The 22,025-nt window shown below is 48.2% G+C and carries 24 protein-coding genes and 1 pseudogene; 11 read left to right on the top strand and 14 right to left on the bottom strand.

Annotated elements, in window-relative coordinates:
• Nucleotides 1–5 precede the first annotated feature (5 nt).
• From AC3WT9_RS25655 to AC3WT9_RS25640, 4 genes and pseudogenes are all read right to left on the bottom strand, one after another.
• Entirely contained in the window at nucleotides 6–848 is an 843-nt protein-coding gene (locus tag AC3WT9_RS25655) for a GNAT family N-acetyltransferase (RefSeq protein WP_341377387.1), read from the bottom strand.
• A gap of 42 nt (nucleotides 849–890) precedes the next feature.
• Complete coding sequence (locus AC3WT9_RS25650) at nucleotides 891–1,313, bottom strand: WecB/TagA/CpsF family glycosyltransferase (protein WP_341380321.1); 423 nt, start codon at nucleotides 1,311–1,313, stop codon at nucleotides 891–893.
• 101 nt (nucleotides 1,314–1,414) lie between these two features.
• A complete protein-coding gene (locus AC3WT9_RS25645) occupies nucleotides 1,415–1,909 on the bottom strand; it encodes an NUDIX domain-containing protein (RefSeq protein WP_341377386.1) in 495 nt (164 codons plus the stop codon).
• A 91-nt stretch (nucleotides 1,910–2,000) separates the two neighbouring features.
• Nucleotides 2,001–2,174 (bottom strand): annotated as a pseudogene (locus AC3WT9_RS25640) (HAD hydrolase family protein); the annotation flags it as partial.
• 242 nt (nucleotides 2,175–2,416) lie between these two features.
• Here AC3WT9_RS25640 and thyX point away from each other — a divergent pair.
• Complete coding sequence (gene thyX, locus AC3WT9_RS25635) at nucleotides 2,417–3,124, top strand: FAD-dependent thymidylate synthase (RefSeq protein WP_341377384.1); 708 nt, start codon at nucleotides 2,417–2,419, stop codon at nucleotides 3,122–3,124.
• On the opposite strand, the gene AC3WT9_RS25630 is transcribed toward thyX, so the two are convergent.
• The 3 genes from AC3WT9_RS25630 to AC3WT9_RS25620 form a co-directional block, all read right to left on the bottom strand.
• Nucleotides 3,125–3,520 carry a MerR family transcriptional regulator gene (locus tag AC3WT9_RS25630; RefSeq protein WP_341377383.1) on the bottom strand — a complete coding sequence of 132 codons (396 nt, stop codon included), beginning with the start codon at nucleotides 3,518–3,520 and terminating at the stop codon, nucleotides 3,125–3,127. It abuts the gene before it with no gap.
• A 205-nt stretch (nucleotides 3,521–3,725) separates the two neighbouring features.
• Nucleotides 3,726–4,862 carry a DNA polymerase III subunit beta gene (dnaN, locus tag AC3WT9_RS25625; RefSeq protein WP_341089975.1) on the bottom strand — a complete coding sequence of 379 codons (1,137 nt, stop codon included), beginning with the start codon at nucleotides 4,860–4,862 and terminating at the stop codon, nucleotides 3,726–3,728.
• A gap of 29 nt (nucleotides 4,863–4,891) precedes the next feature.
• A complete protein-coding gene (locus tag AC3WT9_RS25620; RefSeq protein ID WP_341089973.1) occupies nucleotides 4,892–5,125 on the bottom strand; it encodes a ribbon-helix-helix domain-containing protein in 234 nt (77 codons plus the stop codon).
• 272 nt (nucleotides 5,126–5,397) lie between these two features.
• Between AC3WT9_RS25620 and AC3WT9_RS25615 the strand changes: the two genes are divergently transcribed.
• Together AC3WT9_RS25615 and AC3WT9_RS25610 are read left to right on the top strand one after the other, a co-directional pair.
• On the top strand, nucleotides 5,398–6,201 hold the full coding sequence (locus AC3WT9_RS25615) for an AAC(3) family N-acetyltransferase (RefSeq protein ID WP_341089972.1): 804 nt from the start codon (nucleotides 5,398–5,400) through the stop codon (nucleotides 6,199–6,201).
• A gap of 32 nt (nucleotides 6,202–6,233) precedes the next feature.
• On the top strand, nucleotides 6,234–6,761 hold the full coding sequence (locus AC3WT9_RS25610) for a DUF5673 domain-containing protein (protein WP_341089970.1): 528 nt from the start codon (nucleotides 6,234–6,236) through the stop codon (nucleotides 6,759–6,761).
• Between the two features lie 140 nt (nucleotides 6,762–6,901).
• On the opposite strand, the gene AC3WT9_RS25605 is transcribed toward AC3WT9_RS25610, so the two are convergent.
• The gene (locus AC3WT9_RS25605) at nucleotides 6,902–7,558 is read right to left on the bottom strand and encodes a P-loop NTPase family protein (RefSeq protein ID WP_341089969.1); all 657 of its coding nucleotides are present in this window, start codon (nucleotides 7,556–7,558) and stop codon (nucleotides 6,902–6,904) included.
• A 114-nt stretch (nucleotides 7,559–7,672) separates the two neighbouring features.
• Entirely contained in the window at nucleotides 7,673–8,347 is a 675-nt protein-coding gene (locus AC3WT9_RS25600) for a phosphotransferase enzyme family protein (protein WP_492408211.1), read from the bottom strand.
• A gap of 1,083 nt (nucleotides 8,348–9,430) precedes the next feature.
• On the opposite strand from AC3WT9_RS25600, the gene AC3WT9_RS25595 reads away from it, so the two are divergent.
• The 5 genes from AC3WT9_RS25595 to AC3WT9_RS25575 all read left to right on the top strand — a co-directional run bounded on the left by AC3WT9_RS25595 (nucleotide 9,431) and on the right by AC3WT9_RS25575 (nucleotide 15,908).
• The gene (locus tag AC3WT9_RS25595) at nucleotides 9,431–10,945 is read left to right on the top strand and encodes a PTS transporter subunit EIIC (RefSeq protein ID WP_341377380.1); all 1,515 of its coding nucleotides are present in this window, start codon (nucleotides 9,431–9,433) and stop codon (nucleotides 10,943–10,945) included.
• A 1-nt stretch (nucleotide 10,946) separates the two neighbouring features.
• On the top strand, nucleotides 10,947–11,819 hold the full coding sequence (locus AC3WT9_RS25590; RefSeq protein WP_341377379.1) for a PRD domain-containing protein: 873 nt from the start codon (nucleotides 10,947–10,949) through the stop codon (nucleotides 11,817–11,819).
• A 259-nt stretch (nucleotides 11,820–12,078) separates the two neighbouring features.
• Nucleotides 12,079–13,536 (top strand): glycoside hydrolase family 68 protein, encoded by a 1,458-nt coding sequence (locus tag AC3WT9_RS25585; protein WP_341097556.1) that lies wholly within the window; start codon nucleotides 12,079–12,081, stop codon nucleotides 13,534–13,536.
• Nucleotides 13,537–13,547: 11 nt separating this feature from the next.
• On the top strand, nucleotides 13,548–15,110 hold the full coding sequence (locus AC3WT9_RS25580) for a glycoside hydrolase family 32 protein (protein WP_341377378.1): 1,563 nt from the start codon (nucleotides 13,548–13,550) through the stop codon (nucleotides 15,108–15,110).
• A gap of 78 nt (nucleotides 15,111–15,188) precedes the next feature.
• Complete coding sequence (locus AC3WT9_RS25575; RefSeq protein ID WP_445744947.1) at nucleotides 15,189–15,908, top strand: DUF4386 domain-containing protein; 720 nt, start codon at nucleotides 15,189–15,191, stop codon at nucleotides 15,906–15,908.
• 7 nt (nucleotides 15,909–15,915) lie between these two features.
• On the opposite strand, the gene AC3WT9_RS25570 is transcribed toward AC3WT9_RS25575, so the two are convergent.
• A complete protein-coding gene (locus AC3WT9_RS25570) occupies nucleotides 15,916–16,500 on the bottom strand; it encodes a Crp/Fnr family transcriptional regulator (protein ID WP_341089962.1) in 585 nt (194 codons plus the stop codon).
• Between the two features lie 168 nt (nucleotides 16,501–16,668).
• Here AC3WT9_RS25570 and AC3WT9_RS25565 point away from each other — a divergent pair, with 168 nt between their 5' ends.
• On the top strand, nucleotides 16,669–17,463 hold the full coding sequence (locus AC3WT9_RS25565; protein WP_341089961.1) for a muscle M-line assembly protein unc-89 Uncoordinated protein 89: 795 nt from the start codon (nucleotides 16,669–16,671) through the stop codon (nucleotides 17,461–17,463).
• A gap of 94 nt (nucleotides 17,464–17,557) precedes the next feature.
• Here AC3WT9_RS25565 and AC3WT9_RS25560 read toward each other — a convergent pair whose 3' ends face one another.
• Nucleotides 17,558–18,484, bottom strand: a complete 927-nt coding sequence (locus AC3WT9_RS25560) for an ADP-ribosylglycohydrolase family protein (RefSeq protein WP_341089960.1) — start codon at nucleotides 18,482–18,484, stop codon at nucleotides 17,558–17,560.
• A 141-nt stretch (nucleotides 18,485–18,625) separates the two neighbouring features.
• Between AC3WT9_RS25560 and AC3WT9_RS25555 the strand changes: the two genes are divergently transcribed.
• A complete protein-coding gene (locus AC3WT9_RS25555; RefSeq protein ID WP_342481147.1) occupies nucleotides 18,626–19,366 on the top strand; it encodes a glycosyltransferase family 2 protein in 741 nt (246 codons plus the stop codon).
• Nucleotides 19,363–20,079 (top strand): glycosyltransferase family 2 protein, encoded by a 717-nt coding sequence (locus tag AC3WT9_RS25550; RefSeq protein WP_341089958.1) that lies wholly within the window; start codon nucleotides 19,363–19,365, stop codon nucleotides 20,077–20,079. Before AC3WT9_RS25555 ends, AC3WT9_RS25550 begins: the two co-directional genes overlap by 4 nt.
• 110 nt (nucleotides 20,080–20,189) lie before the next feature.
• Here the strand turns inward: AC3WT9_RS25550 and AC3WT9_RS25545 are convergent, their stop codons facing one another.
• The 3 genes from AC3WT9_RS25545 to AC3WT9_RS25535 all read right to left on the bottom strand — a co-directional run bounded on the left by AC3WT9_RS25545 (nucleotide 20,190) and on the right by AC3WT9_RS25535 (nucleotide 22,000).
• Complete coding sequence (locus AC3WT9_RS25545) at nucleotides 20,190–21,188, bottom strand: Gfo/Idh/MocA family protein (RefSeq protein WP_341377372.1); 999 nt, start codon at nucleotides 21,186–21,188, stop codon at nucleotides 20,190–20,192.
• An 82-nt stretch (nucleotides 21,189–21,270) separates the two neighbouring features.
• Nucleotides 21,271–21,621, bottom strand: coding sequence for a DUF1648 domain-containing protein (locus tag AC3WT9_RS25540; protein ID WP_341089955.1), 351 nt, complete (start codon nucleotides 21,619–21,621; stop codon nucleotides 21,271–21,273).
• A gap of 49 nt (nucleotides 21,622–21,670) precedes the next feature.
• Nucleotides 21,671–22,000, bottom strand: coding sequence for a nucleoside triphosphate pyrophosphohydrolase (locus AC3WT9_RS25535; RefSeq protein WP_341089954.1), 330 nt, complete (start codon nucleotides 21,998–22,000; stop codon nucleotides 21,671–21,673).
• Nucleotides 22,001–22,025 lie beyond the last annotated feature (25 nt).

The following is a 22,025-nucleotide window of genomic DNA, read 5'->3' as shown; positions in this document are numbered from 1 at the left end:
TCTTTCTAGCGGCGGTAGGTATGCTCGGCAAAACAGGCCGTTTCAGCGAAGTAATTTCGCTCATAGAGTCTCTTGGCTCCGGCATTGCTTCCGGCCACCCGCAAGAAAATATTCCCGTCACCCTGCTCTCTCATACGGTTGATGCAGTGATTCAGAATAATTCCGCCATGCCCGCGGTTCTGGTACGCCGGCGCTACAACAATATCGCGGATATATTCCCCTTCCGTAATATAAGCACCCACTAAAGAGTCTCGTATCCAAAACGAACGGACCCGGGACTCCGCTTCGTAACCGGCAAGAGTCGCCAAAAAGGCTTCCGGCTCCCGCCGGTACTGGTCCGTGTCCCAACCGTTATCTCTATTCAACTGCTCATACGCCCCATCAAACAAGGCAATGAAGGACTCCAGCATCTCCGGCATAAATCCCCGTTCCTGCAATAAAGAAGCGGGCTCCGCTTCAACCGGATGGTTCCCGGCATACCTCAGCTGATAACCTTCGATGTCTGGTGAAAACCCCAGCCCTCTCACGAACTGAACGATCTCCGTATTTCTCCCGTATACATTAAAGCAGATCTCCCTCTCTTCGCTTGCCTGTAAATAGGGGTTAATCTTGCTCTCCATCACCTCCAATAATACATCGGGCTGACTGCACTGCCTGAACACTGCATAGGCAATGACGCAATCTGCTCCCTCCACCAGACAGAAGACACCTTGATTGGGACCTGATTCCCCATAGTACACAACCGACACAGCCCCATCGGCAAAAGCAGCCCTAACATAACCTTCCGCTCCCGACGAAATCATTGAAATCAGCTGCAGTATCTTGCTCCATTCCGCCTTATTATCCATCTTCCTTCCGCCCTCACAATCTGTTATTGTTACGAATCCCCGTTACTTTCTGAGCATTGTCCGGTACACAAATTTGGGCAAAGCGGACTGCCTGCGCCAGCGGGATTTCTGTCCTTTGGCAACAGGAGCGAACAACAGCCGGTGCGCCCATTCCAGGTTAAGCTTCTTCCAGATCACCGGTGCCGGCTTCACTTTTCCCGAGATTACATCCAGGCTGCCGCCAACTCCAAAAACAAGCTTAACGCCAGTCAGCTCCTGCTTATGCTTATACAGCCAGTTATCCGAATACGGCGCGCCCATGGCAAGAATGAGAACATCCGGCTTGCTGCGCTGAATGTCTGCAAGTATCCCCTGCTCCTCTGCTGCATTAAAAAATCCATGATGCCTGCCGGCAATCTTCACCTGCGGATAGGAGGTGTTAATCTTCTCTACCGCCTGTCTGCTGGTGATTTCATCGGTTCCCAGGAAATAAAAGCTTCAGCCCAGCTCATTGCCCTTCTCCAGCATCCTGAGCAGCAGGTCATATTCCGTGGAACACCTAGAATCGAAACGATATCGTTCATAAATCACTTTCCCTCCCAGTCCTCCAGCACATTCCAGCCCATCGCAGGTTCTCCATGGAAGGAGTGCATCGAGCCTACATAAACATGGTTGTTATGAATCCCTGTCTCCAGGTAATGCCGCATCACTTCTTGCGTTGAGGCGGTTACATGCCGATCGGCAATTGTACTGCGATTCACCCACAAGAGCCGGCCTTCTTCGCTTTCAATTAAGTTGCTATCTGCCCGAACGTTTCCGGTGTATATGTACTGTATACGAATTTCTTTATCATCCTTGATTCTATGAATAATGTATCTGAGGTCCAGGCTGTCCATCACCTGTTCTGTCAATCCTGTTTCTTCTTCAATCTCCCGTAAACAAGCCTGCCTTGGATCATTGATTTCATGGGCGTCCATATGCCCGCCGACGGGAACTAGATATCCAGGTAGAAAAGAGCTGCCAGACCGCTTTTGCAGAAGCAGCACCTCCTGTTTATCATTAAATAAGAAAGCTACTGCCATTGGTCTAAGCCGCACCATCATCTCTCCCCTAAATAAGTATTTCTGGGCTTCATGTTCATCCGTATATAGGCACATGCAATATATTTCTTCCGACACCAAGCTCTCTGAACTCTTCGCACAGACTGTACGGCCTTCCTGTAGCGACCACGACCTTTATTCCTTTCGCAGTCAGCGTTTCAAGCGCTTCTTTGGTGCTGGATGGCATACCTCCGTCAACTTCACTTAAGAGCGTGCCATCCACATCAAAAAACACTATTTTGTACATCCTCCAGAACCACTCCCTGATTCATGTGTTATGAAGAGTAACCTCGCACTCCAAATATTTACATACTCATTCTCACCATACCAGCAACTTGGACTTCAAATCAATGGAGAATGTATCTATAGTGATTTCAGATTAAAAGATAATGCTCGAACGCAACACAAAAGACACCCTAAGGGTGCCTTGTTTGCAGGAAATGCCACCTGCACAGAGGAATAAGAATAAGAGAAAAAAATTGGAGGTAATTGCTCTTGAATATTGAAGTTCTCGATAAAGGTTATGTCCGGCTGGTGAATCATATGGGTTCCGATCTCACCGTTGTTAATGCGGCGCGGGTATCCTATGCCAAACAGTCGGATGCACTCACGGAAAAAGATCTGCGGCTCATTCAATTTCTGGCCAGAGAAGGACATACTTCCCCCTTCCGCCATGCCGTGATCCAATATGAAATATACGCTCCGCTTATGGTCGCCAGACAGTGGTGGAAATACGTCATTGGTTCGGCCCATTATGAAGGAACCGGTGACAGCCTGGAGGCCTGGAATGAATCAAGCCGCAGGTATATTACGGAAGAACCCGCTTTCTATACCCCTGCTGCCGGGCAATGGCGAAGCGCACCCGCCAACTCCAAACAAGGCAGCGGCGGTATCGTAGCCTGGGAGCTTGGAGAGAAATATACCCGGGAGCTCATGAACTATGTGGAGTTGGGGGTTCAGAAGTATGAGGCTGCGCTGGCAGACGGAATCTGCGCGGAACAGGCAAGGCTGTTTCTGCCTGCCTATGGACTCTATGTCCGCTGGTATTGGACGGCTTCGCTGCAATCCGTAGCGCATTTCCTGAATCAGCGGCTGGAGCATGACGCCCAGAAGGAAATACAGGACTATGCCAAAGCCGTACTTGAGATTGTGAAAGCATTATTCCCGGTGACGATTGACGAACTGCTGTCCAAATAACTATTCCTTATCGTGAATACGGAACGACTGCAAATAATTGTGGATATCCTCCTGAGGCGTCTCAAGCAGGCCTGCAAGCATGCTTTGAATGGAGCGCATTGCAGCAATTCTTTCATCGGTTTCCAGTATTTTATTGCGGACCCGTTCCTTCAGCGTCTCGGCATCCATCTTTTGACCGAGCATTCCCAGCACTTCACGGATTTCTTTCAGCGAATACCCCATGGATTTGGCATTCCTGATGAACTTGATCTTCACCAGATAATCCTCCGTATACATCCGGTAACCATTTGCTACCCGCCCGGGGACAGGCAGGATACCACTATCCTCGTAATAGCGAATGGTTGCCATGCTTACCCCGGATAATTTCGCCAGCTCTCCGCGTGTCATGCCCTCCATGACTGCTCCCCCCCTGCCTTCTCAGTTTTATCTGCTAATTACATTCTCTTACGGGTACTCTTGATCAAACTTCAGCCGGCGGTCTCTTTTCATAAAGAGAATTCCTGCTGCGGCTTCCAGAACCACAACGATTGCGGATAAAGCATAAACCTTGAAGTATACGTCACGGTCAAGGTGCCAGCGATATGAAGTTTATGCACGCAGCTCAATCATGGGTTCTTACAGGAGTGATCAGGAACAGCGCGGGCGAAAGCGGGTCTGAAGTCAGGATGACCACCGGACTTTCTTTCCCTGTGTATCTTACTCTGAGGTTCCCGCTATCCAGGCAGCGCAGGATATCCAGCAAGAACCTGCCGTTCAGCGCAATGGTGAAGTCATCCCCCTCCATGTTTTCCAGGCTAATTTCGTCCCGGACCTCTCCTATGTCAGCCGTACCGGATAATAAAACCAGCTTGCCGGAAGCCGCTGTAAGCCGAATGATGTTTCCGCCTGCCAGTATGGACACCCTTTCAACCGCTTGCAGGAAACCATAGGGGCCAATGAGCAGTTCGGATTTGCAGGATTGTGGAATCACATTTTTTACGGCTGAGGGGAAGACCCCCTCAATGAGGACGGACTGTACATGCAGCTCTTTTGCCGTGAAGCTGATTTGATGTCGGCTCACTGCAATTTCCGTTGCAGCATTGTCTTCGCTAAGCATCTTTACGATTTCATTTATATTTTTAGCAGGCACAATAACATTCGTTCCGTTGCTTATGTTATACCCGGTATGCAGCGTTCGGGAAGCAAAACGGATTCCGTCCGTTGCCATCAGGTTGAGATATTCCCCGGTAAATTCAAAAGAAACTCCCGTCAGTACCGGTCTGGAATCGGATGTGGAGGCAGCCACGCACACCTGTCTTATCGCCGATCGCAATACGTCATTCTGGATTTGAAACTTACACGCAGGCTCAGCATCAGTGGAAAGGGAAAGTACAGGCGGGAATTCCGCAGGGTCCAAACCGCATAACCGGACATGCGAATCGCCTGAAGTGATGCTTAGAATAAAAGGTTCTTCGCTCTCAAAAGCTATCCACCCGGCATGAAGCCTGCGGATGATCTCAATTAAATAACGGGCCGGCACCACAATTCCGCCGGTTCTTTGCACATTCATCGAGTCCTTATCCTCGGGAACCCTGTACTGGATGGTCATACTTGTATTGCTTGCCGTGAACACCAGAGCCTTCTCATAAGCCTGAATATGTAATCCTGACAGAATTGGATTTGGGCTATTCGCAACAACAGCCTTAAGGACATGCTGCAGAGCATGAAGCAGTGATTCCTTTGTCACATTGACCAGCATTGCCCTCACCTGTCCCTTGTAGTGAATGATTATGAATAATAAGCAGTAATAATATTCCGGATCATTTCCGAGCGGGATAATGCTGTAGCTGTACAATCTGCTTCAAGCTTGTTCCACAGCTCCTCCGGCAACGTCAGGGATACCTTTTTGGTGACCCCGATGCCTTTCCTGCCCGCACCCTCCCGGAGACCGCCTCTTCCAGACAAGAAACCGAGTTGACCGTCTTTGTTGGAGACACCAATTTTGATCGCATTATCGCTCATAGTATTTCACCTTTCCAATTGATTATAGGAACCTTTTTCATAATCTTGGTAATATAATTCTAGCATACAGACCACTGCCTGGCAATGTATGGAATAATCTATTCCTTTTAACTTACCATGTTGGCTTTTACCCAATAGCCGCTGTTCCCAGCTGGCACTTCCGTGGTATAATTTAGTAAATTTCCGAATTCAAGGGCACTGCTTTCCGGAAGCATCCGGAGACAACCCCGCAGCTTATGCGGGGTTATTTTTGTATAAAGGTGGAATTATCTATGACTGAGCTGCAGGAAACAAGAGCCATTTTAACAAAGGAAGACCTGATCCATCAGTTTAAAGGCTGCGGAGTGGCAAAAGGGCAAACCCTGTTTGTTCATGCCTCGCTAAGCAAGCTGGGTTTCGTCGTGGGAGGTGCGGAGACCTTAATCCGGGCATTGCTGGAGATAGTGGGGGAAGATGGCACTTTGGTCATGCCTTCGCAAACTTGGAAAAACCTCGATCCTTCAACAGGCGTCCACTGGCAGGAACCGGCAGAATGGTGGCCCGTGATACGGGAGCATTGGCCTGCCTATGATAAAGAGGTTACTCCGGCCATCGGCATGGGTGCCGCGGCTGAAATGCTCCGCAAATGGCCGGGAGCCCAAAGATCGGATCACCCCGCCCGCTCCATAGCAGCAGTAGGCAGACATGCAGCCTATATTACGGCGGACCATGATTTGAGCAATATTTTTGGTACCGGATCGCCACTGGACAAAATTTATCAGCTAAATGGTTATGTCCTTTTGGTTGGCGTCGGCCACGACAGGAATACATCCCTGCATCTGGCCGAAGCCCGGGCTGATTTCCCCGGTAAGCACATGGTAGACGAGAGCAGCGCAGTTCTGGTGGACGACAGGCGGGAGTGGCTCACTTATTCGACCCAGGCGGTGGATGACAGTGATTTTGTCACGTTAGGGAATGAATATGAGCAGGAAATCAATCTCAAGATTCATCACATCGGCAATGCCGAAATCCGGTTGCTAGAACAAAGACCTCTGGTCGACTGGGCCACAGACTGGATGGGGAAATTCAGAGCTTAAACAGACAGGATTCCGATGAACGGGGCGGTAGTATGACGATTCAGTCCATATTTATAATGGTGCTAAATTTGACTTATTGTGTAATCATCCCGTGGTTTCTCTACTATGCCTATAGACAATACAAGGCCAACCGGTCGGCAGCCGGGCAAATTCGCATCTATGATCCAGCCAGACTTAATCCACATAAATTATTGCGTGTGGTCACTCTGCTGTACGCGAGCGCAGTTGTGGTTCTGTGGCTGTTGTACATGTTCAAGGTCAGCAATGTGATCGAGGATCACTGGTTCTCCTATGTTTTTATGCTGGTTCTTCCTGTTGTCGCCAACCATGACCGAGTGCTTATGTACATCGGAGAATATGGTATCTCCCAAGAGGGGGACGTGATCCCTTGGGAAATGATCAGCTATTACGAATTCGGCAAATTGAATACGTTCACAAATCGTTTGTTGCTGGAGATACATACAAAGGATAATGTGATACGCGGATTACTTCCATCTGAATCCCAAGAAGAAACAAGGCAGTTTTTGGAGGAAAATAAAGTTCAATCAAAGCCGGCATAGTTAAGACATGCCGCCCCATAAAGGCAGGAGCCCTCTCATCCTGAGAAGGCTCCTTGAGGTCTGTACTCAAATCCTGAAAAAAAATCATTAACACTGAGTCCGGTTCCGCGATCCCTCCGCGCGGTAGAAACGTGCTAATGCTAACTTAGGTAATCCCTTATAAATTGATTAATGCGGTCAGCATATTCATCCCATAAATAATCCTGATTCTCAATAATTAATTTCGGGATGTCCCAAGAGTCAACAATTGCTCTTACAAACGCCTGGCTCCCGCCCCACAACTCAGCGGCTTGCTTAAAATCATCATCCGTATGCAGAGCCACCGGCCCCCATTGGTTCCCGCGCACACTGCAAATAAACCGCCATTGCCCTTCAACATTCACTTGGTAAAAGTAGATGAGCAGCGGTTGCAGTGGTGATATTATCTCCTGCAGTTCCGACGAGAAATTGAGCAATTTATCATGATTCATGCCCATATGATACGCGCAGTTAACGGCATCCTGAAACAATACACTTTCAATAATCGTGATATCTTGCGTACTGGCCAGCCTTTCCTGAACAAAAGCCCTGAACAGGGCTTGCAGCCCTTCTATGAATAGATCTGCCTGTGCATCATCCTCAAAGGAGCTGAATTTGTAGCCCTGTATGAACAAAGGATGGTTGTCTTCAAGCTCCAGAATACACCGGTTGGATACATTCCACGCAGACAATTGATCCGAAAGCATCGTCGCGCAGGTCGTTTTCCCGGAACCCGGCATGCCATCAATAATAATAAGTTTTTTGTTGTTCAATTTCATTTCGTATTCTCTCCTCTGTTCCAAATGTCCACAATGGGAATGGATTGTTCAATCCTCTGTTTACTCTCCGCGATCCAGTCCTTAAGCCACTGATTATTTAAGCTGCTGAAGGATTCATCCCCGTCGTAATTGCGGAAAACACCGATATATACGATCAATTCTCTCAGCATTAGAAATAGCGGGATTTGGGCTATCCAATAGAAAGGGTGATTTCCCCATGTTCATCCACCATAAAGTTTCCGGTATGAATGTCCCCATGAATAAGTCCGTATGAATTGGGGTCTTTGGACAAGCCGCGAAGGGTCTCCAGTAATTTGAAGCCGCTCTCCCGCACCCTGCCTGGGATGAGGGAATCAGGTCTATATTTTGCAGGAACCAATTCCTGCTCCAATCCTGTCTTTGGTTCTGAGGATCTTGTGGCTGATAGTTTTTGGACAAGGCATGCAGTTTGCCAGTCAGTTGCCCCAGTTTTTCATACAGCAGAGGATTTTGAAGACATTCCGGGTAGCTGATTGTTCTGCCACGGGCTTTTTCGAAGCAAACGCAGCTATAAGATCCATCTCTTTGCTCAATAACTTCCACTAATTCACCGTTCCTGGACAATAGGGGTGCAGAGACAGAAACCCCTTCATTCGCCAGAAACAAAATCCAGTCCAGCTCCCCGAGGATCAGGTTCTTAGAACGGTTAGAGCTTGGAGTGATTCTCAATATGCGGTCATGGCTATCCTGCTGGGCCTCATAAACCATATTCTGGCTGCCTCCAAGGTAACGGAGCTGGCCGCTGCTCATACTGTAACGACTGGCTGCGATTTCAAGCATTTGATGGGTAAAGGAACCTTTCGTTCTCATACGAGTGTACCTCCATAGAAATAGAAATCAGATGAGACGGAGGTATAAGGGCAAACCAAACAGCCCAAACCACAGACGGGCAAAATCCGCCGTCCGGTGCTTGGGCATCTGCATATAACAAGGCAAAGCTGTCCCCTGCCGCTAAATCCGGGCATAAAAAGGCCTCCATCTCACCAGTTGATTGAAAAACGGCAAATCAAATAAATCCTCGGCTGCAGGATTCATCAAAAAATTGATAGGCGTCTTCTTATCTCAACTTGATGAAACGAAAACCTCGTGACATACATAAGCCTCTTTTCGAATTGCTGTATTTCAGTCTATCGTATCCAGATGCTGGATATCTGTCAACAAGCAGAAGAGACCTTCCCCTGCAAAGGATAGCCTCATCTGCTCTACCTTTTCATCAGCTTAACTGCTCACCAGTTATTTCCCGTTCCTGAAACGGTTAAGCTTGTGGAAGTATTCATGAACTTACCTGAAGGCGCTCCGGTAACCCTATTGTTATTGAAAACCGAGCTGCCGCGCCATAGTTTGTGATGGATACATAATTCGCTGGCTTACTGAGTGCAGCAGGAACCTATTCCGTTTCAAGCAACTCCACGGTTGCATTCGCTGTGGAGCTAAAATAAATAGCTGGACACATTTCCATCCACTGCATGGGCAGCCGGGAACACGGGGAATGTAAGCGGGCAGTAATATAATAATTCCTTTTCCCCATATTATCCGGATCTCTTAAGGGTGCTATCCGGACGTACCATCGAATTTTGCGAGGAGCAGCATGATTGGCTTATGAGGTGGCGGGAGCAGTGTATGGAGAAGCAGCGCTGATAGCAGGGAGCCCTATTCATGTGCTGAAACGTATTCGGGCTGCTAAAGTTATATCCTTTTGTTCTGGAAACTAAGGCGGAATACCTGTTTTTACTTGATAAGGTGGTAATTCCTGACCATTGATTTTAGAATCGATCATTGTCACAATTAGATTCCTAAGATAGCGGCTGAACAAAATGGTTGGGAGGCACAGTAATGACGCAAGGGAATATTCGCCCGGAACAGGCTGGAGAGACTGCGAAGGAGGCCCGCGGTTCGGCAAGGGAATTGGCTGAACATCTGATTAGGCTGTCTGGAGGATTCGGCAATGTATTAGAAGCCATCCACTGTACAACCCGGCTGCGCCTTAGACTGCGGGACAGTTCCCTAGTGGACGAAGCCGGCCTTTCCGGCATGCAGGAGGTTCAGGGCGTGTTCTTTCGAGCCGAACAGCTGCAAATTATACTGGGCTCGGCCAACGTCTTCAAGGTGCACCGCCAGGTTGTCCGCATCCTTCAAGACGGCGGGCCAACACAGCAGGAAGAGGTTCAGTCTGCCGGACCCTCTGAATCCATAAGCCCGGATAGCACTTCCGGGTCCAAGCGGGCTCTACTTCCTTGTGCGTTCAGACAGATTGTCGATGCGGTAAGCTTTTTTTCCGATATCGTCGTGCCCATGATTCCACTCTTTGTCGGGGTCGGCCTGCTGCTGGGCCTGCTTAGTATGATGGAAGCCTTCGGCTGGGCGCAGCCGGAGAGTGTCCCGTTCCGAACCCTGTCATTATTGACAGGTTCGGCATTTCAGATTTTGGCTGTGATGTTCGGTTATCACACGGCCAAGCGGTTTGGAGGCACCCCTGCGCTCGGTGCTGCAATCGGCGTTGTCATGACCCGTCCTGATCTATTGCAGGTCACCGGATTCGGAGGAGCACCGATACGTTCCGGGAATTTATTATTAACGCCGCAGTTCGGGTATCCAGGAGCCGTAATTCCTACGATTCTTGCGGTATTGCTAATGAGTCTAATTGAGAAGTGGCTGCGCCGGCTCCTTCCGCCATCGACTGCAGTTATGCTGATCCCCTTTTTAAGCCTTGCCGCCGGGGGCAGCATTGCGATTCTGGTCATTGGTCCACTCACCTACGAACTGAGCAGCTCTCTTAGCAGCTTGCTGGAAGTGGTGTTCAGATACGGCAGTTCGTTGTTCGGTCTGCTGCTTGGCGGAATCTACAGTTCTGTTGTCGTGAGCGGTCTGCATCATGGCATTCAGGCAATTGAAATCGGATTGATCACCAATCCGGAGGTCGGCGTCAATTTCCTGCTTCCCATCTGGTCTATGGCGAATATCGGCCAAGCTGCGGCCGGACTGGCCGTGTATGCCAGAACCCGTGACAAAGCATTGAAAAAAATAGCCCTGCCCGCGTCAATCACCGCCTTTCTCGGCATCACCGAACCGGTCACCTTCGGCGTCAACCTGAAGCTTGGCCGCCCTTTCCTGGGCGCTGCTTTGGGAGGTGCCGCCGGAGGGGCTTATGTAGCTTATTATCAGGTCGCAGCTGATTCGTTCGGCTTAACCGGGATTCCAATGATCGCCTTTACCGTCCAGCTCGGGCAGCTGAATCTTATCCATTATTTGATTGGTTTTCTACTGGCAGCAATAACAGCCTTTACAGCCACCTGGATTCTTGGGGTTGACAAGCGACTTCTTAAGGAACAAACAAGCATAGGAGAATAACATGAAAATCAAAAAAATTCTGAACAACAACGCGGTTGTGGTAAACGACCTTGGAGCGGAAAAGATTGTCATGGGTTCCGGTATTGCTTTTCAAAAAGGGAAAAACGATATTATAGATCCGTCCCTTATTGAAAAAGTGTTCATTATGGATGACCCGGATCAATACGGCCATTTGCAGGAAATGCTGCGGACACTGCCTGAAGAAGAGATTACCGCGTCCGAACAAATTATTTCGTATGCTGAACGTGAACTGGAAGTGACGTTTAATGAGCATATTCATATTGCACTGACAGATCACCTCTCCTTCGCTTTGGAGCGGATCGCGAAAGGAACGATGATCCAGAATACGCTGCTGGATGAAATCCGTATTTTATATCCGAGAGAGTTCCAGATTGGACAACAGGCCAAAAACATTATCCATGAAACCCTGCAGGTCGAAATTCCCGAGGACGAGGTCGGATACATCGCCATGCATATCCATACTGCCTGGAAAAACGCCGGAGCTCACGGAACAGATGCCGAAATGGCGGCAATGATCCGTGATATTGCTGAAGGTGTGGAACAGGCTGCCCGCGTTACGCTTAAGCGAGGCTCCGCCAATTACGAGCGTCTGGTGACACAGCTTGAGAACATTCTGAAATCCGATGAAACCGGCAAGCTTCTCAATGAGTTGAACCCTGAAATTGTACGAATTGCCAAAGAACGTTACGCCCGGGCCTACTTGCAGGCCAGGGAGGTTGGCGATCAGGTTGAAGAAGATTACGGGTATACTTTCATCGACAGCCAGCTGGTATTTATCGCCATGGAAATTGATCGGATCTGTACACGGTCGACGAATGGTAATATATCGAAATCAAATAATATAGGACTTTAGACTCTTGATATCGAAACAATATCAAATACCCCTAGTATTATCCTCGAAAAAATAGGAGTTTCAGTCTATAGCCATTTTCCGTTATAAAATTATAGAATTAACGCGACAACAAAATATGTCGGGATTGTTACTGTTAAGCAGGCAAGACCTAAAAATCCGTTTGGGAATCGATGCGTTTTACGTATCCCCAATGGTATTTTTAGGTCTTTTTTTCTGTTTAAAAACAACAAAAATTCGCAACCAAAAGGAGACCGGGAGAATGAATATCAAAAAGATGGTAAGACAAGCAACAGCAGTAACCTTTACAGCAGCTTTACTTACAGGTGGCGGGGCTTCAGCTTTGGCCAAAGAAGATAACAGCAAGAATTACAAAGAAGACTTTGGTTTTTCCCACATTACCCGCGCTGACATGATGAAAATACCGGAGCAACAAAAAAGCGAGAATTTTCAAATCCCTTCGTTTGATGCTTCCACCATCAAAAACATTCCTACTGCAAAAATAGTGGATGAGTCTGGCAATGCCCTTGATCTGGATGTTTGGGACAGCTGGCCGCTTCAGAACGCAGACGGAACCGTTGCCGAATATAATGGCTATCATATCGTGTTCGCTTTAGCGGGAGATCCTGAAAAAGGATGGGACACCTTTGTATACATGTTCTATCAAAAAGTAGGCGACACCTCGATTGATAGCTGGAAAAATGCCGGCAGAGTATTTAAAAATAGTGATAAATACGTTTCAAACGATCCGATTCTAAATAACCAAGCCGAAGAATGGTCCGGTTCAGCAACCTTGACCAAGGAAGGCAAAGTCCGCTTGTTCTATACCAACCGCCAAGGCTGGGATCCGGCGAATAACTTTTTCGGCAAGCAAACCTTGACGACTGCTCAAGTGAATGTGTCTAAGCCCGATGCGGATACGCTGAAAGTGGATGGCGTGGAAGATCTCAAATCAATCTTTGACGGAGACAGCAAGTTCTATCAAAATGTGGATCAAGCATTCGGTGAAGGTAACTATGACGATAACCACACGTTAAGAGACCCACACTATGTGGAAGATAACGGTCATAAATATCTTGTTTTTGAAGCCAATACCGGAACGGAAACGGGTTATCAGGGAGAACAATCGCTAGACATCAGAACTTATTATGGAGGCAACAAACCCTTCTTCGAAGCTGAAAAAAATAAATTGTTGTCCAGTCCTAAGAAATCTCTTGCGACCTTAGCGAACGGCGCACTGGGTATTATTGAGTTGAATGATGATTACTCGCTCAAAAAAGTGATGAAGCCGCTGATTGCCTCCAATACCGTAACGGATGAAATTGAACGCGCGAACGTATTTGAAATGAATAACAAATGGTATTTGTTCACCGATTCCAGAGGCTCCAAAATGACCATTGATGGAATCGGCGCTAATGATGTATATATGCTCGGTTATGTAGCAGATTCATTGACGGGTCCTTACCAACCGTTGAACAAAAGCGGGCTTGTGCTGCATATGGACCTTGATCCTAGTGATGTTACCTGGACTTACTCTCACTTCGCGATCCCGCAAGCGAAAGGAAATAACGTGGTAATCACAAGCTATATGACCAACAGAGGTTTGTATGAGGACCAGCAGTCCACTTTCGCCCCAAGCTTCCTGTTGAACATTAAAGGCTCGAAGACCTCAGTAGTTAAAGACAGCGTTCTGGAACAAGGACAATTAACGGTTAACTAAGAGGTATCCATTTGAGCAGCCATAAGCGGACGTTTACCCGACAGCTCGTTATAGGGATCATTGGTTTAAGCTTTGTGATCACTCTGGGATTAGCGGGTTATTATTGGGCAAAAAGCAATCCGCTGAAGCAAGACGAGGATTCTGATCCAAAACCAGCCTTACGGGCCAGCTATCATTTCACAACGCCAGACAAGTGGAAAAACGACCCGCAAAGGCCCATTTATTACGATGGAGCCTACCATTACTATTATTTGTATAACGGTGATTATCCGAGTGGGAATGGCACGGAATGGCGGCATGCCACATCCACAGATCTGGTGTATTGGAAGGACGAAGGCATCGCCATTCCCAAATATAGTAATCCGAATGGCGATGTCTGGTCAGGTTCGGTTGTTGTGGACGAGGCAGGAACCTCAGGTTTCGGAAAAGGCGCACTTGTCGCGATTGTGACACAACCCTCCGCCGAAGGGGGAGAACAAGAGCAGTATTTATGGTATAGCACCGACCGGGGAAAATCATTTAAGGCTTACAGCAACACTCCTGTTCTGCCGAATCCGGGGACTGCTGATTTTAGAGACCCGAAAATCATGTGGAATGAGCATTCCCGCAAATGGATCATGACTTTGGCAGAAGGTACAAAAATAGGTTTTTACGAGTCTCCCAACTTAATAGACTGGCACTATACAAGCGGTTTTGTAACGGAGAATATCGGGCTTGTGGAATGTCCCGATCTCTACGTAATGCTTGCGGACGACGGGACCTCTAAATGGGTGCTTGGGGCCAGCGCCAACGGGAAATCATCAGGGAAGCCGAACACCTACGCTTACTGGACAGGAGCTTTTGACGGAAAGACATTTGTCCCTGATCGGCAGGAACCGCAGTGGCTGGACTATGGCTTTGATTGGTATGGCGCTGTAACCTTTGAAGACGGGACTAACAGCGGTCCCCCTGCTCACCGTTATGCTTTAGCCTGGATGAACAATTGGGAATATCCCCATAATACGCCGACGCTGCACGAAGGATTTAACGGAATGGACTCTATTGTTCGTCAAATTGAACTCAAACTGACTGGCGACGGGACTTATCATCTGGCCTCGCAACCGCTTGAAGCTCTAAGTAAGGCGGCGGATTCAACCGTCTCCTATAAAGAAATTCAAGTAAATGGCTCTACAACCCTTCCGTTCACAGGAAACTCGTATGAGCTTGAGGCCGGTATTTCCTGGTCTGAGCTCAACAATATAGGATTTAGACTCCGGGAATCCACCGATAAAAGCCGTCATGCAGATGTCGGAGTTTCTGTAGAGGGCGGTTACACCTACGTCAATCGGGCTTATACAGGAAATCCTGACACGAGTGGACAATATCTGGAAAGCACGTCTCCATTCGATGCCAGCCAGAAGAAGGTTCATCTGAAAATTTTTGTCGATAAGACAAGCGTCGAAGTCTTTATTGATGAGGGTATCATCGTGCATTCCAGTCTCATTTTCCCGGAATTAAATGATCAAGGCGTAACCTTATTCTCAGAAGGCGGAACCGCGGTCTTTAAAAATGTTGTGATTAGGCAGTTCCATTAAGCTCTTGATTTAAGTCAATGCTCCGTCATAATTAGCCGTTTACAATGAAATTAACAATGTAAACAAGGAGGTTAAATTATGACTACCCCAGTTAAAGAAGGATTGGAACTGCGGAAAACAGCACTAACTGCCGGCATATCACTTATCATCATGGCGATTGCAGCATATTTTTCCTATGGTTATGTTCATGGAAGTCTGGTTGTACAAGGCGATCCCAGTGCTACATTGAACAATCTCAGGTCATCCAATATGCTTTTCAGGGCTGAAATCTTTGGCTGGCTTCTCATCCTGATCTGTGACATCGTAGTTGCCTGGGCGTTCTATCTTATCCTGAAGCCCATTGATAAAAAGCTGTCCTTGCTCGGTGCATGGTTCCGTCTTATCTATTCGGCTATATTGGGAATTGCCATACTGAGTTTGCTATTAGTGATGCTTCTCTCGAGCGGCGCAGACTATTTATCATTATTTACAGCCGGTCAACTACAGGGATATGTGATGCTGTTCTTGGAAGCTTTTGAATTGATCTGGTCAGTCGGTTTGATCATTTTTGGCGGGCATCTAATGATTGTGGGTTATGTCGCTTTCCGGTCTGACACCATCCCTAAAGTCATTGGCATCTTATTGTTGATTGCTGCAGCAGGATACATTATCATTCACTTCTGCAACTCGTTTCTTCCACAATACAATGAGATCATTACGATCCTTGAATTTGTATTTAATGTGCCAATGATTGTTGGAGAACTGGGGTTTGGAATATGGCTGATGATCAAAGGCGGAAAAGTCCCGAAGAAAGCATGATCTCTACCTAAAGCTTATCCTGATTAATCCGCTTTTTTATTCTGCTTAGTGACTCTGGGGTAACCCCAAGATAACTCGCCAACTGATGCTGGGGTACACGATCGACTAAATATGGCCGTTTCAGTAAAAGTGTCTTGTAGCGTTCTTCAGGTGTAGAACCGATAAATGCAGCGAATTCCTCTTGGACTTCACCAAAGTTGGCCTCTACCATCCTGCGTGTCATGGACTCCAATTGGGAGTGTTTATGATACATGTCCTGTTCGGTATCAAGATCACCAACGACCAATATGGAGTCTTCCAGACATGTTAAAGAATACTCGGATGACTTATCATGTTTATGACGATTGAAGCTTGAAATGCCTTGTTCTTCTGTGTAGAAATTAGATGTGAACTCTTTTCCCGCCTGATCTATGGAGTACTGTCTCACACAGCCCTTCATCACAAAATAACATTTAGTGGGGACATCTCCTTGTCTAAGGAGCGTTGTCCCTTTTTTGTATTCCTCAATATGAATTTCCTCAACAATTGCCTGTTGCTCTTCTTCATTAAGAGATGTGAATCTGGTCAGATACTTCAGCAATATTGTTTTCACTTTATGCCCTCTCATCCCCTGCTTAAGCCATTATGATTCCTATTATTCCTGAACTGCTACTTTCATTATAAGCCCCCTTTACTAATTAACAAAACAGCTGATAAGACCGATATATATACATATCTTTAACTTTATTTAGTATATACATCTACAAATTGGAGGTTCCGTATGAATGTATCGCGTTCTATTCAGCGTTCGCCCCTTCCATTAGTCGATCACGGTCGGCTAGAGCGAAAGGGGGCAGAACAGAAGCCCGGTCCAGACATGAAGATTCCAGCAAATCCGCAGACAAAGCTAATTAATCAATTGAACGAGCAAAAGCAGTCCCTGATCGACAGACGTTCCGAGTATGTGGGCAACGCCCTTAAAAGAGGGGATAGTCCCGAAGCGGTTCAGGCCGAGCTCGCTTCCCTGGATGAGCAAATTCAGCAGCTGGACGAGCAAATTCGAATAAATTCTCTCGAAAACCAGCGCAAGACACAGGGTTTGGATGAAGACACTAAACAAAAGAAGGAGGAGGAGCTTTCCCAAAAATCGTGGAGCCCGGACAAACAAACGCCTGAGGAACAGCAGCTTGCCCATACAACGTACACCTTGAACGGCGTTATATCCGCCCATAATGATTTAAAGCAAAGCGGTTCTGTGAGAATGGCGCAAATCACTTTGCGTACTGAAGCGAAATCCTTGGAAAACAGTAACCCTGTGAAGTCTGCAAGACTATTCCAAAGAGCTTCCAATCTGGATCAGAAACTCATGAACATTGCTAAAAGCGCCCAGGATAAAATGACAGAAGCTGTACAATCAGCCCCTTCGCCAGTTAGTCCGAACGAATCTCCTGCAGATGTGCAAGACAAGAAGAATCCGGCAACCGAAGGCGCTTTATCCACACCGGAAATACAGATCTACGCAGAAGCAAATAAGGAAAAAGTCCCTCCAGGCAGCCAGATTGACCAATTAGTCTAGTACCCATGCCGATAGGTATGCGTATGCCCCCCTGCTCTTCTGACAGGGGGGCGTTTTTCCACGCCAAAGGCTCCCCTACTTCCTGCCATCCCGCTTATCTCCCCGTGCGCTCTGAAAACAGCCGCCCGGCGTAGCCGCTAATCAGCGCCTGCATCGCCAGCTTGCCGGTCCAGCCCGCCGGGATGCCGCTTAGACCATAATAGGCTCCGGCAATTTGGCCGTAGACTGCGCCGGTAGTATCGGCGTCATTCCCCAGATTGACGGCGAGCAGTGCACCTTCGGCGAAGCTTGCCGATTTGTGAAAAGCCCACAGTGCCGCTTCCAGCGATTCAACGACATAACCTGTACCTTGAATCTGCGGAGGTTCCTTCCGCTTATAAGAACCGGAATAAATGTCGGCAAGATGCGGTGTCAGCAGGTCCTGCTGAAGCCATTCGGCAAATGCATCAGGGGCCAGCATTTCTTCCTTGCGCCAGCCATGCAGCCCGGCGAGGATGTAGGCGGCCATCAGGCGGCATGCACTCAGACACTCCCCTGCGGCATGGGTTGTCCTTGAACTGTGTGCCGCAAAGTCTATGGCATCTGCCGGATGCTGCGCATAGTACATGACCACCGGAGCAAGCCGCATGATCGAGCCGTTCCCGGCTGAACGGGGATCCTCCGATCCGCTGTAAGCTTCACCCGTGTCCTCGAAATGCTGCAGTGCCGCGCGCGTAGCGTTGCCAATATCGAAGCATTCCCCCGTGCTGCTCAGATAACCCTTGCGGAACCACTCTGTATAACGCTGCATCTGGTCAGCAGCGTCAAAGCCCTGCTTCGCCAGCAGACTTTCCGCCAGGCAGAGCGCCATCGAAGTATCGTCTGTCCATTGTCCGGGCAGCAGTTCAAACACGCCGCCCCCCATGATATCCTCCATAGGCACAAACGTGCCGGGGGCCTTGAATTCCACTGTGGTCCCCAGTGCATCTCCAACCGCCAACCCTTGCAGACAGCCTTGATAACGATCCATATCTAATCCCATAGCAGTACCTCCTTTGCATGATTTCCTAAATATTAACGTTATGCCTAATAGGCTGTACATTGTCGCGTCATCTGCCGTTACCGCCATTGTCCGTGCACATATATATAGTAAAGGAAGATCACGGATAAAGGGAGCGATGTAATGGAAGCCGGTGCCGCAGGCTCTTTAAACAAGCAGGGAGTTTCCATTATCACCTGCACGAACCGCCAAGGTTATTTGCGTAACTTGTTTAATAATTTCAATAGACAGAAATACCGGACAAAAGAACTTATCATCATCGTGAACAACAATAAGATTCCGCTTGATTCCTACTATAAGCAGGCCAAAAAGCTCCGCAATGTACACATTTTTCGGATCCCTGCCTCTACCTCTCTCGGCGCTTGTCTAAACTTCGCTGTGCGGAAGGCGAAATACAGCTATATTGCCAAATTTGATGATGATGATTATTACGCCCCCTATTATTTGACGGATAGTTTGCAGGCCTTGCGCAGAACAAAAGCCGACGTAATTGGCAAGCGGTCGCATTATATGTATCTGCAGGGCTCCAAAACACTGATTCTCCGTTTTCCACATGATGAGAACCGGCCCGTAAGCAAACTCCCGGGAGCTACTCTTTTGATTAAGCGCAACGTATTAAGCAAAGTGAAATTTCCGGATCGAAACGTTGGGGAAGACGATCTATTTTGCATCAGGAGCAAAAAAATGGGCTATAAGGTGTATTCCGCAGGTAAATACAACTTTGTCGCCATCCGCCGGAAAAACTCCTCCAATCATACCTGGATCATCAGCGATAAAGAACTGATTGCTCATCATAAAACAATTCCGTCTGTAAAGAATTACAAAAAGTTTGTGCAGAAAAAGCCCAAGGATATCCGCTCATGATTTCCCCATATCTTGCTTACGAGAAGGATGCGGTTTCGATCATTACGTGCACCAGACGGAGACAAAATATGGACACCCTTTTCCACAATTACGACAGACAGAATTACAGGAATAAAGAGCTGATCGTGATCTTGAATCATCCAAGCCTGAAGCTAAGCGATTATATCAGGGCCGCGTTGCCATATCCTAATGTGAGGGTGTATAGCCTGCCCGGGCATGTCTCGCTGGGCTCCTGCCTGAATTATGGCGTGAAAATGGCCAGATACGGGCTGATTGCCAAATTTGACGATGATGATTATTACGCCCCTGGCTATCTGTCCGGCAGCCGCCGCAGCATGGTGGATACCCATGCCGATATTGTCGGCAAACGCGCCCACTTCATGTACCTGAACGGTAAAAAACTGCTCCTGCTCCGTTATCCCAAACGGGCTGATCAATATGTTTCTCTAGTACAAGGGGCAACTTTACTCATCAAGCGTGCTGTTTTGGAGCAGGTGGATTTTCCAGATCTAAACCGGAATGAATGCGTGAAATTCTGCTCCCGCTGCCTCAGCAAAGGGTTTAAAATCTACGCGGGAAGTCCTTACAATTTCTTGGCGATCCGCAGAAGGGACTCCAAAGATCATACGTGGATAATAAGTGATAGATCTTTGCTCAAGGGAAATGTGAAGGTACTGAAGGTGCGGGATGTCAAAAAGTATATTTGCCGATAATCTTTCCGTATATAGGGAAGATCCTATCCGCCTCCCGATATACAGCGGCCCCCGGAGTGATGTGAACATTCTCCGGGGGCCGCCAATCTGTTATAACAGTATTGATTCTCTTATTCACCAGGATACTTAAGTCCCCATTGTCCACGAACCTGATCCAGCAGCTTCATGATGGCTACGGACTCATCGAGGGTCATCACCGGGCTTTCCGTAAGTCCCGCCTGGAGACAACGTCCCACTTCCTCGGCTTCAAAGGAATATCCGATCGAGGTACGGTCATCCTCAAAGGTCTCGACCAGCTCACCGCCGATGTAAAGCTCAGCTGACTTAGGATTCACCAGTGTTCCTTTGACAAGGATATAGCCTTCTGTCCCGAATACATGGGCTTCCTCCACCATCTTGAGACGGATACCGCCATTCAGCGAAGCACTTTTGCCGTCGCCATAGGACAGCAGCAGCGAGAAATGCTCATCCACCCCGGTATCACCAATATGTACGGTGCTGGAGATGGTTTCTGGATGAGGCCCAAAGACCATTGAAGCAAATGAAATCGGATAGATGCCGACATCCAACAGCGCACCGCCGCCGAGCACCGGGTTCAGCAGACGTCCCTCCGGATTCCAGTTGGAACGAAAGCCGAGATCTGCCTTCACCAGACGAACATCACCGATCCTTCCGGAAGATAGCCATTCTCTGACCTTGACGTTCGCAGGAATGTAACGGCTCCACATAGCCTCCATCAGGAATAGCTTCTGCTCGCGGGCATACGCCACAATTTCTTCCAATTCGCTGCTGTTCACGGTGAACGGTTTCTCGCACAGCACGGCCTTGCCGGCGCGCAGCGCAAGCAGCACATTATCCTTATGGAACGGATGAGGTGTGCCAATATAGATGGCGTCCACTTCCGGATCGCTCACCAAATCTTCGTAAGTGGCATAGGCCACCGGGATGCCGTGATTTTTGGCGAATTCATCAGCGCTTTCCTGCGTACGTGATCCCACGGCATAAGCGGTCCCGTTACTGGCATGAGCCAGGTCTGTAGCAAACTGGTGGGCAATCCAGCCCGTGCTGAGAATGCCCCATTTTACTTTGTAAGCGTTATCCAATGACACTAATACCTCCTCCTTGGGACTATTGCTAGTCCCTTTGATTCTATCAAACTGCGCCTCTCCTGTAAAAGAGTTAGGGTTGCGCCTATGCCATAGCAAGCAGCGCACATATACTGGTCGCGGAGCACCCTACTGTCACAAGCAGCGTTGCCGCATTCCAGGTCCGGTGCACAACAGCGAGATTCTCAATATAGCTGCGCATGAACACTTTTCGCAGCAGCCAATGCAATAGCCGGATAAACACAAAACCGCACCAGCCGAACAAACTGATCAACAGCACCTCGTAGCTCCCTTTGTCTACAAACCGGTCAACTACATCCCCATCATAGTGAATTGGCACAAAATCCGGCATCCGCGGGTAAAGGTAGATGTATAACACAATGGGTATAATTGCCGAAATAATGCATAGCGTAAAAGTCACTTTCTTTTTGAACATGGGATGTACCTCCTCACCAAAAATCATGCGGCAACTCCCTCATTGTCCGCTAGTGTGCTTCCTCCAGCTGCAGCAGCAAAATCCGTTCCTTAAATGCTCCGCGGCGCTCCGCCTTCTCTGCACGAATGTTCTCCAGCACTTCGCTGTCCGCTCCATGAGTTTGTGCCAAAGCGCGGATGACCTCCAGCATATCGGCCAGCTCCTCCAGAGCATGCTCATCGCTCTCGGCCTTGAAGTACTCCGCCGTTTCTTCGCGCAACTTCGCGCGCAAATATTCTATGTATTCTTCGGGTTCCAGTATTCGGGAAGTACAGGCTCGCCCCTGAGAAGCTATCAGCCCCGGAATGCCGTCACGCACAAGCTTCGGATATTCAGCCAAAATCAAACAGCTCCTTTAAGTTTAT

It is taken from the genome of Paenibacillus sp. EB106-06-01-XG199, assembly GCF_058791575.1.
The sequence above is the reverse complement of the archived record's forward strand: the minus strand, read 5'-3'. Positions and strand labels throughout refer to the sequence as shown.

Bases quoted from the DNA above. Each gene is read 5' to 3' on its own strand.
- AC3WT9_RS25655 (WP_341377387.1), bottom strand. From the start codon at position 848: ATGGATAATAAGGCGGAATGGAGCAAGATACTGCAGCTGATTTCAATG.
- AC3WT9_RS25645 (WP_341377386.1), bottom strand. From the start codon at position 1,909: ATGGCAGTAGCTTTCTTATTTAATGATAAACAGGAGGTGCTGCTTCTG.
- AC3WT9_RS25630 (WP_341377383.1), bottom strand. From the start codon at position 3,520: ATGGAGGGCATGACACGCGGAGAGCTGGCGAAATTATCCGGGGTAAGC.
- dnaN (WP_341089975.1), bottom strand. From the start codon at position 4,862: ATGCTGGTCAATGTGACAAAGGAATCACTGCTTCATGCTCTGCAGCAT.
- AC3WT9_RS25620 (WP_341089973.1), bottom strand. From the start codon at position 5,125: ATGAGCGATAATGCGATCAAAATTGGTGTCTCCAACAAAGACGGTCAA.
- AC3WT9_RS25615 (WP_341089972.1), top strand. From the start codon at position 5,398: ATGACTGAGCTGCAGGAAACAAGAGCCATTTTAACAAAGGAAGACCTG.
- AC3WT9_RS25610 (WP_341089970.1), top strand. From the start codon at position 6,234: ATGACGATTCAGTCCATATTTATAATGGTGCTAAATTTGACTTATTGT.
- AC3WT9_RS25605 (WP_341089969.1), bottom strand. From the start codon at position 7,558: ATGAAATTGAACAACAAAAAACTTATTATTATTGATGGCATGCCGGGT.
- AC3WT9_RS25600 (WP_492408211.1), bottom strand. From the start codon at position 8,347: ATGAGCAGCGGCCAGCTCCGTTACCTTGGAGGCAGCCAGAATATGGTT.
- AC3WT9_RS25595 (WP_341377380.1), top strand. From the start codon at position 9,431: ATGACGCAAGGGAATATTCGCCCGGAACAGGCTGGAGAGACTGCGAAG.
- AC3WT9_RS25590 (WP_341377379.1), top strand. From the start codon at position 10,947: ATGAAAATCAAAAAAATTCTGAACAACAACGCGGTTGTGGTAAACGAC.
- AC3WT9_RS25585 (WP_341097556.1), top strand. From the start codon at position 12,079: ATGAATATCAAAAAGATGGTAAGACAAGCAACAGCAGTAACCTTTACA.
- AC3WT9_RS25575 (WP_445744947.1), top strand. From the start codon at position 15,189: ATGACTACCCCAGTTAAAGAAGGATTGGAACTGCGGAAAACAGCACTA.
- AC3WT9_RS25565 (WP_341089961.1), top strand. From the start codon at position 16,669: ATGAATGTATCGCGTTCTATTCAGCGTTCGCCCCTTCCATTAGTCGAT.
- AC3WT9_RS25560 (WP_341089960.1), bottom strand. From the start codon at position 18,484: ATGGGATTAGATATGGATCGTTATCAAGGCTGTCTGCAAGGGTTGGCG.
- AC3WT9_RS25555 (WP_342481147.1), top strand. From the start codon at position 18,626: ATGGAAGCCGGTGCCGCAGGCTCTTTAAACAAGCAGGGAGTTTCCATT.
- AC3WT9_RS25550 (WP_341089958.1), top strand. From the start codon at position 19,363: ATGATTTCCCCATATCTTGCTTACGAGAAGGATGCGGTTTCGATCATT.
- AC3WT9_RS25540 (WP_341089955.1), bottom strand. From the start codon at position 21,621: ATGTTCAAAAAGAAAGTGACTTTTACGCTATGCATTATTTCGGCAATT.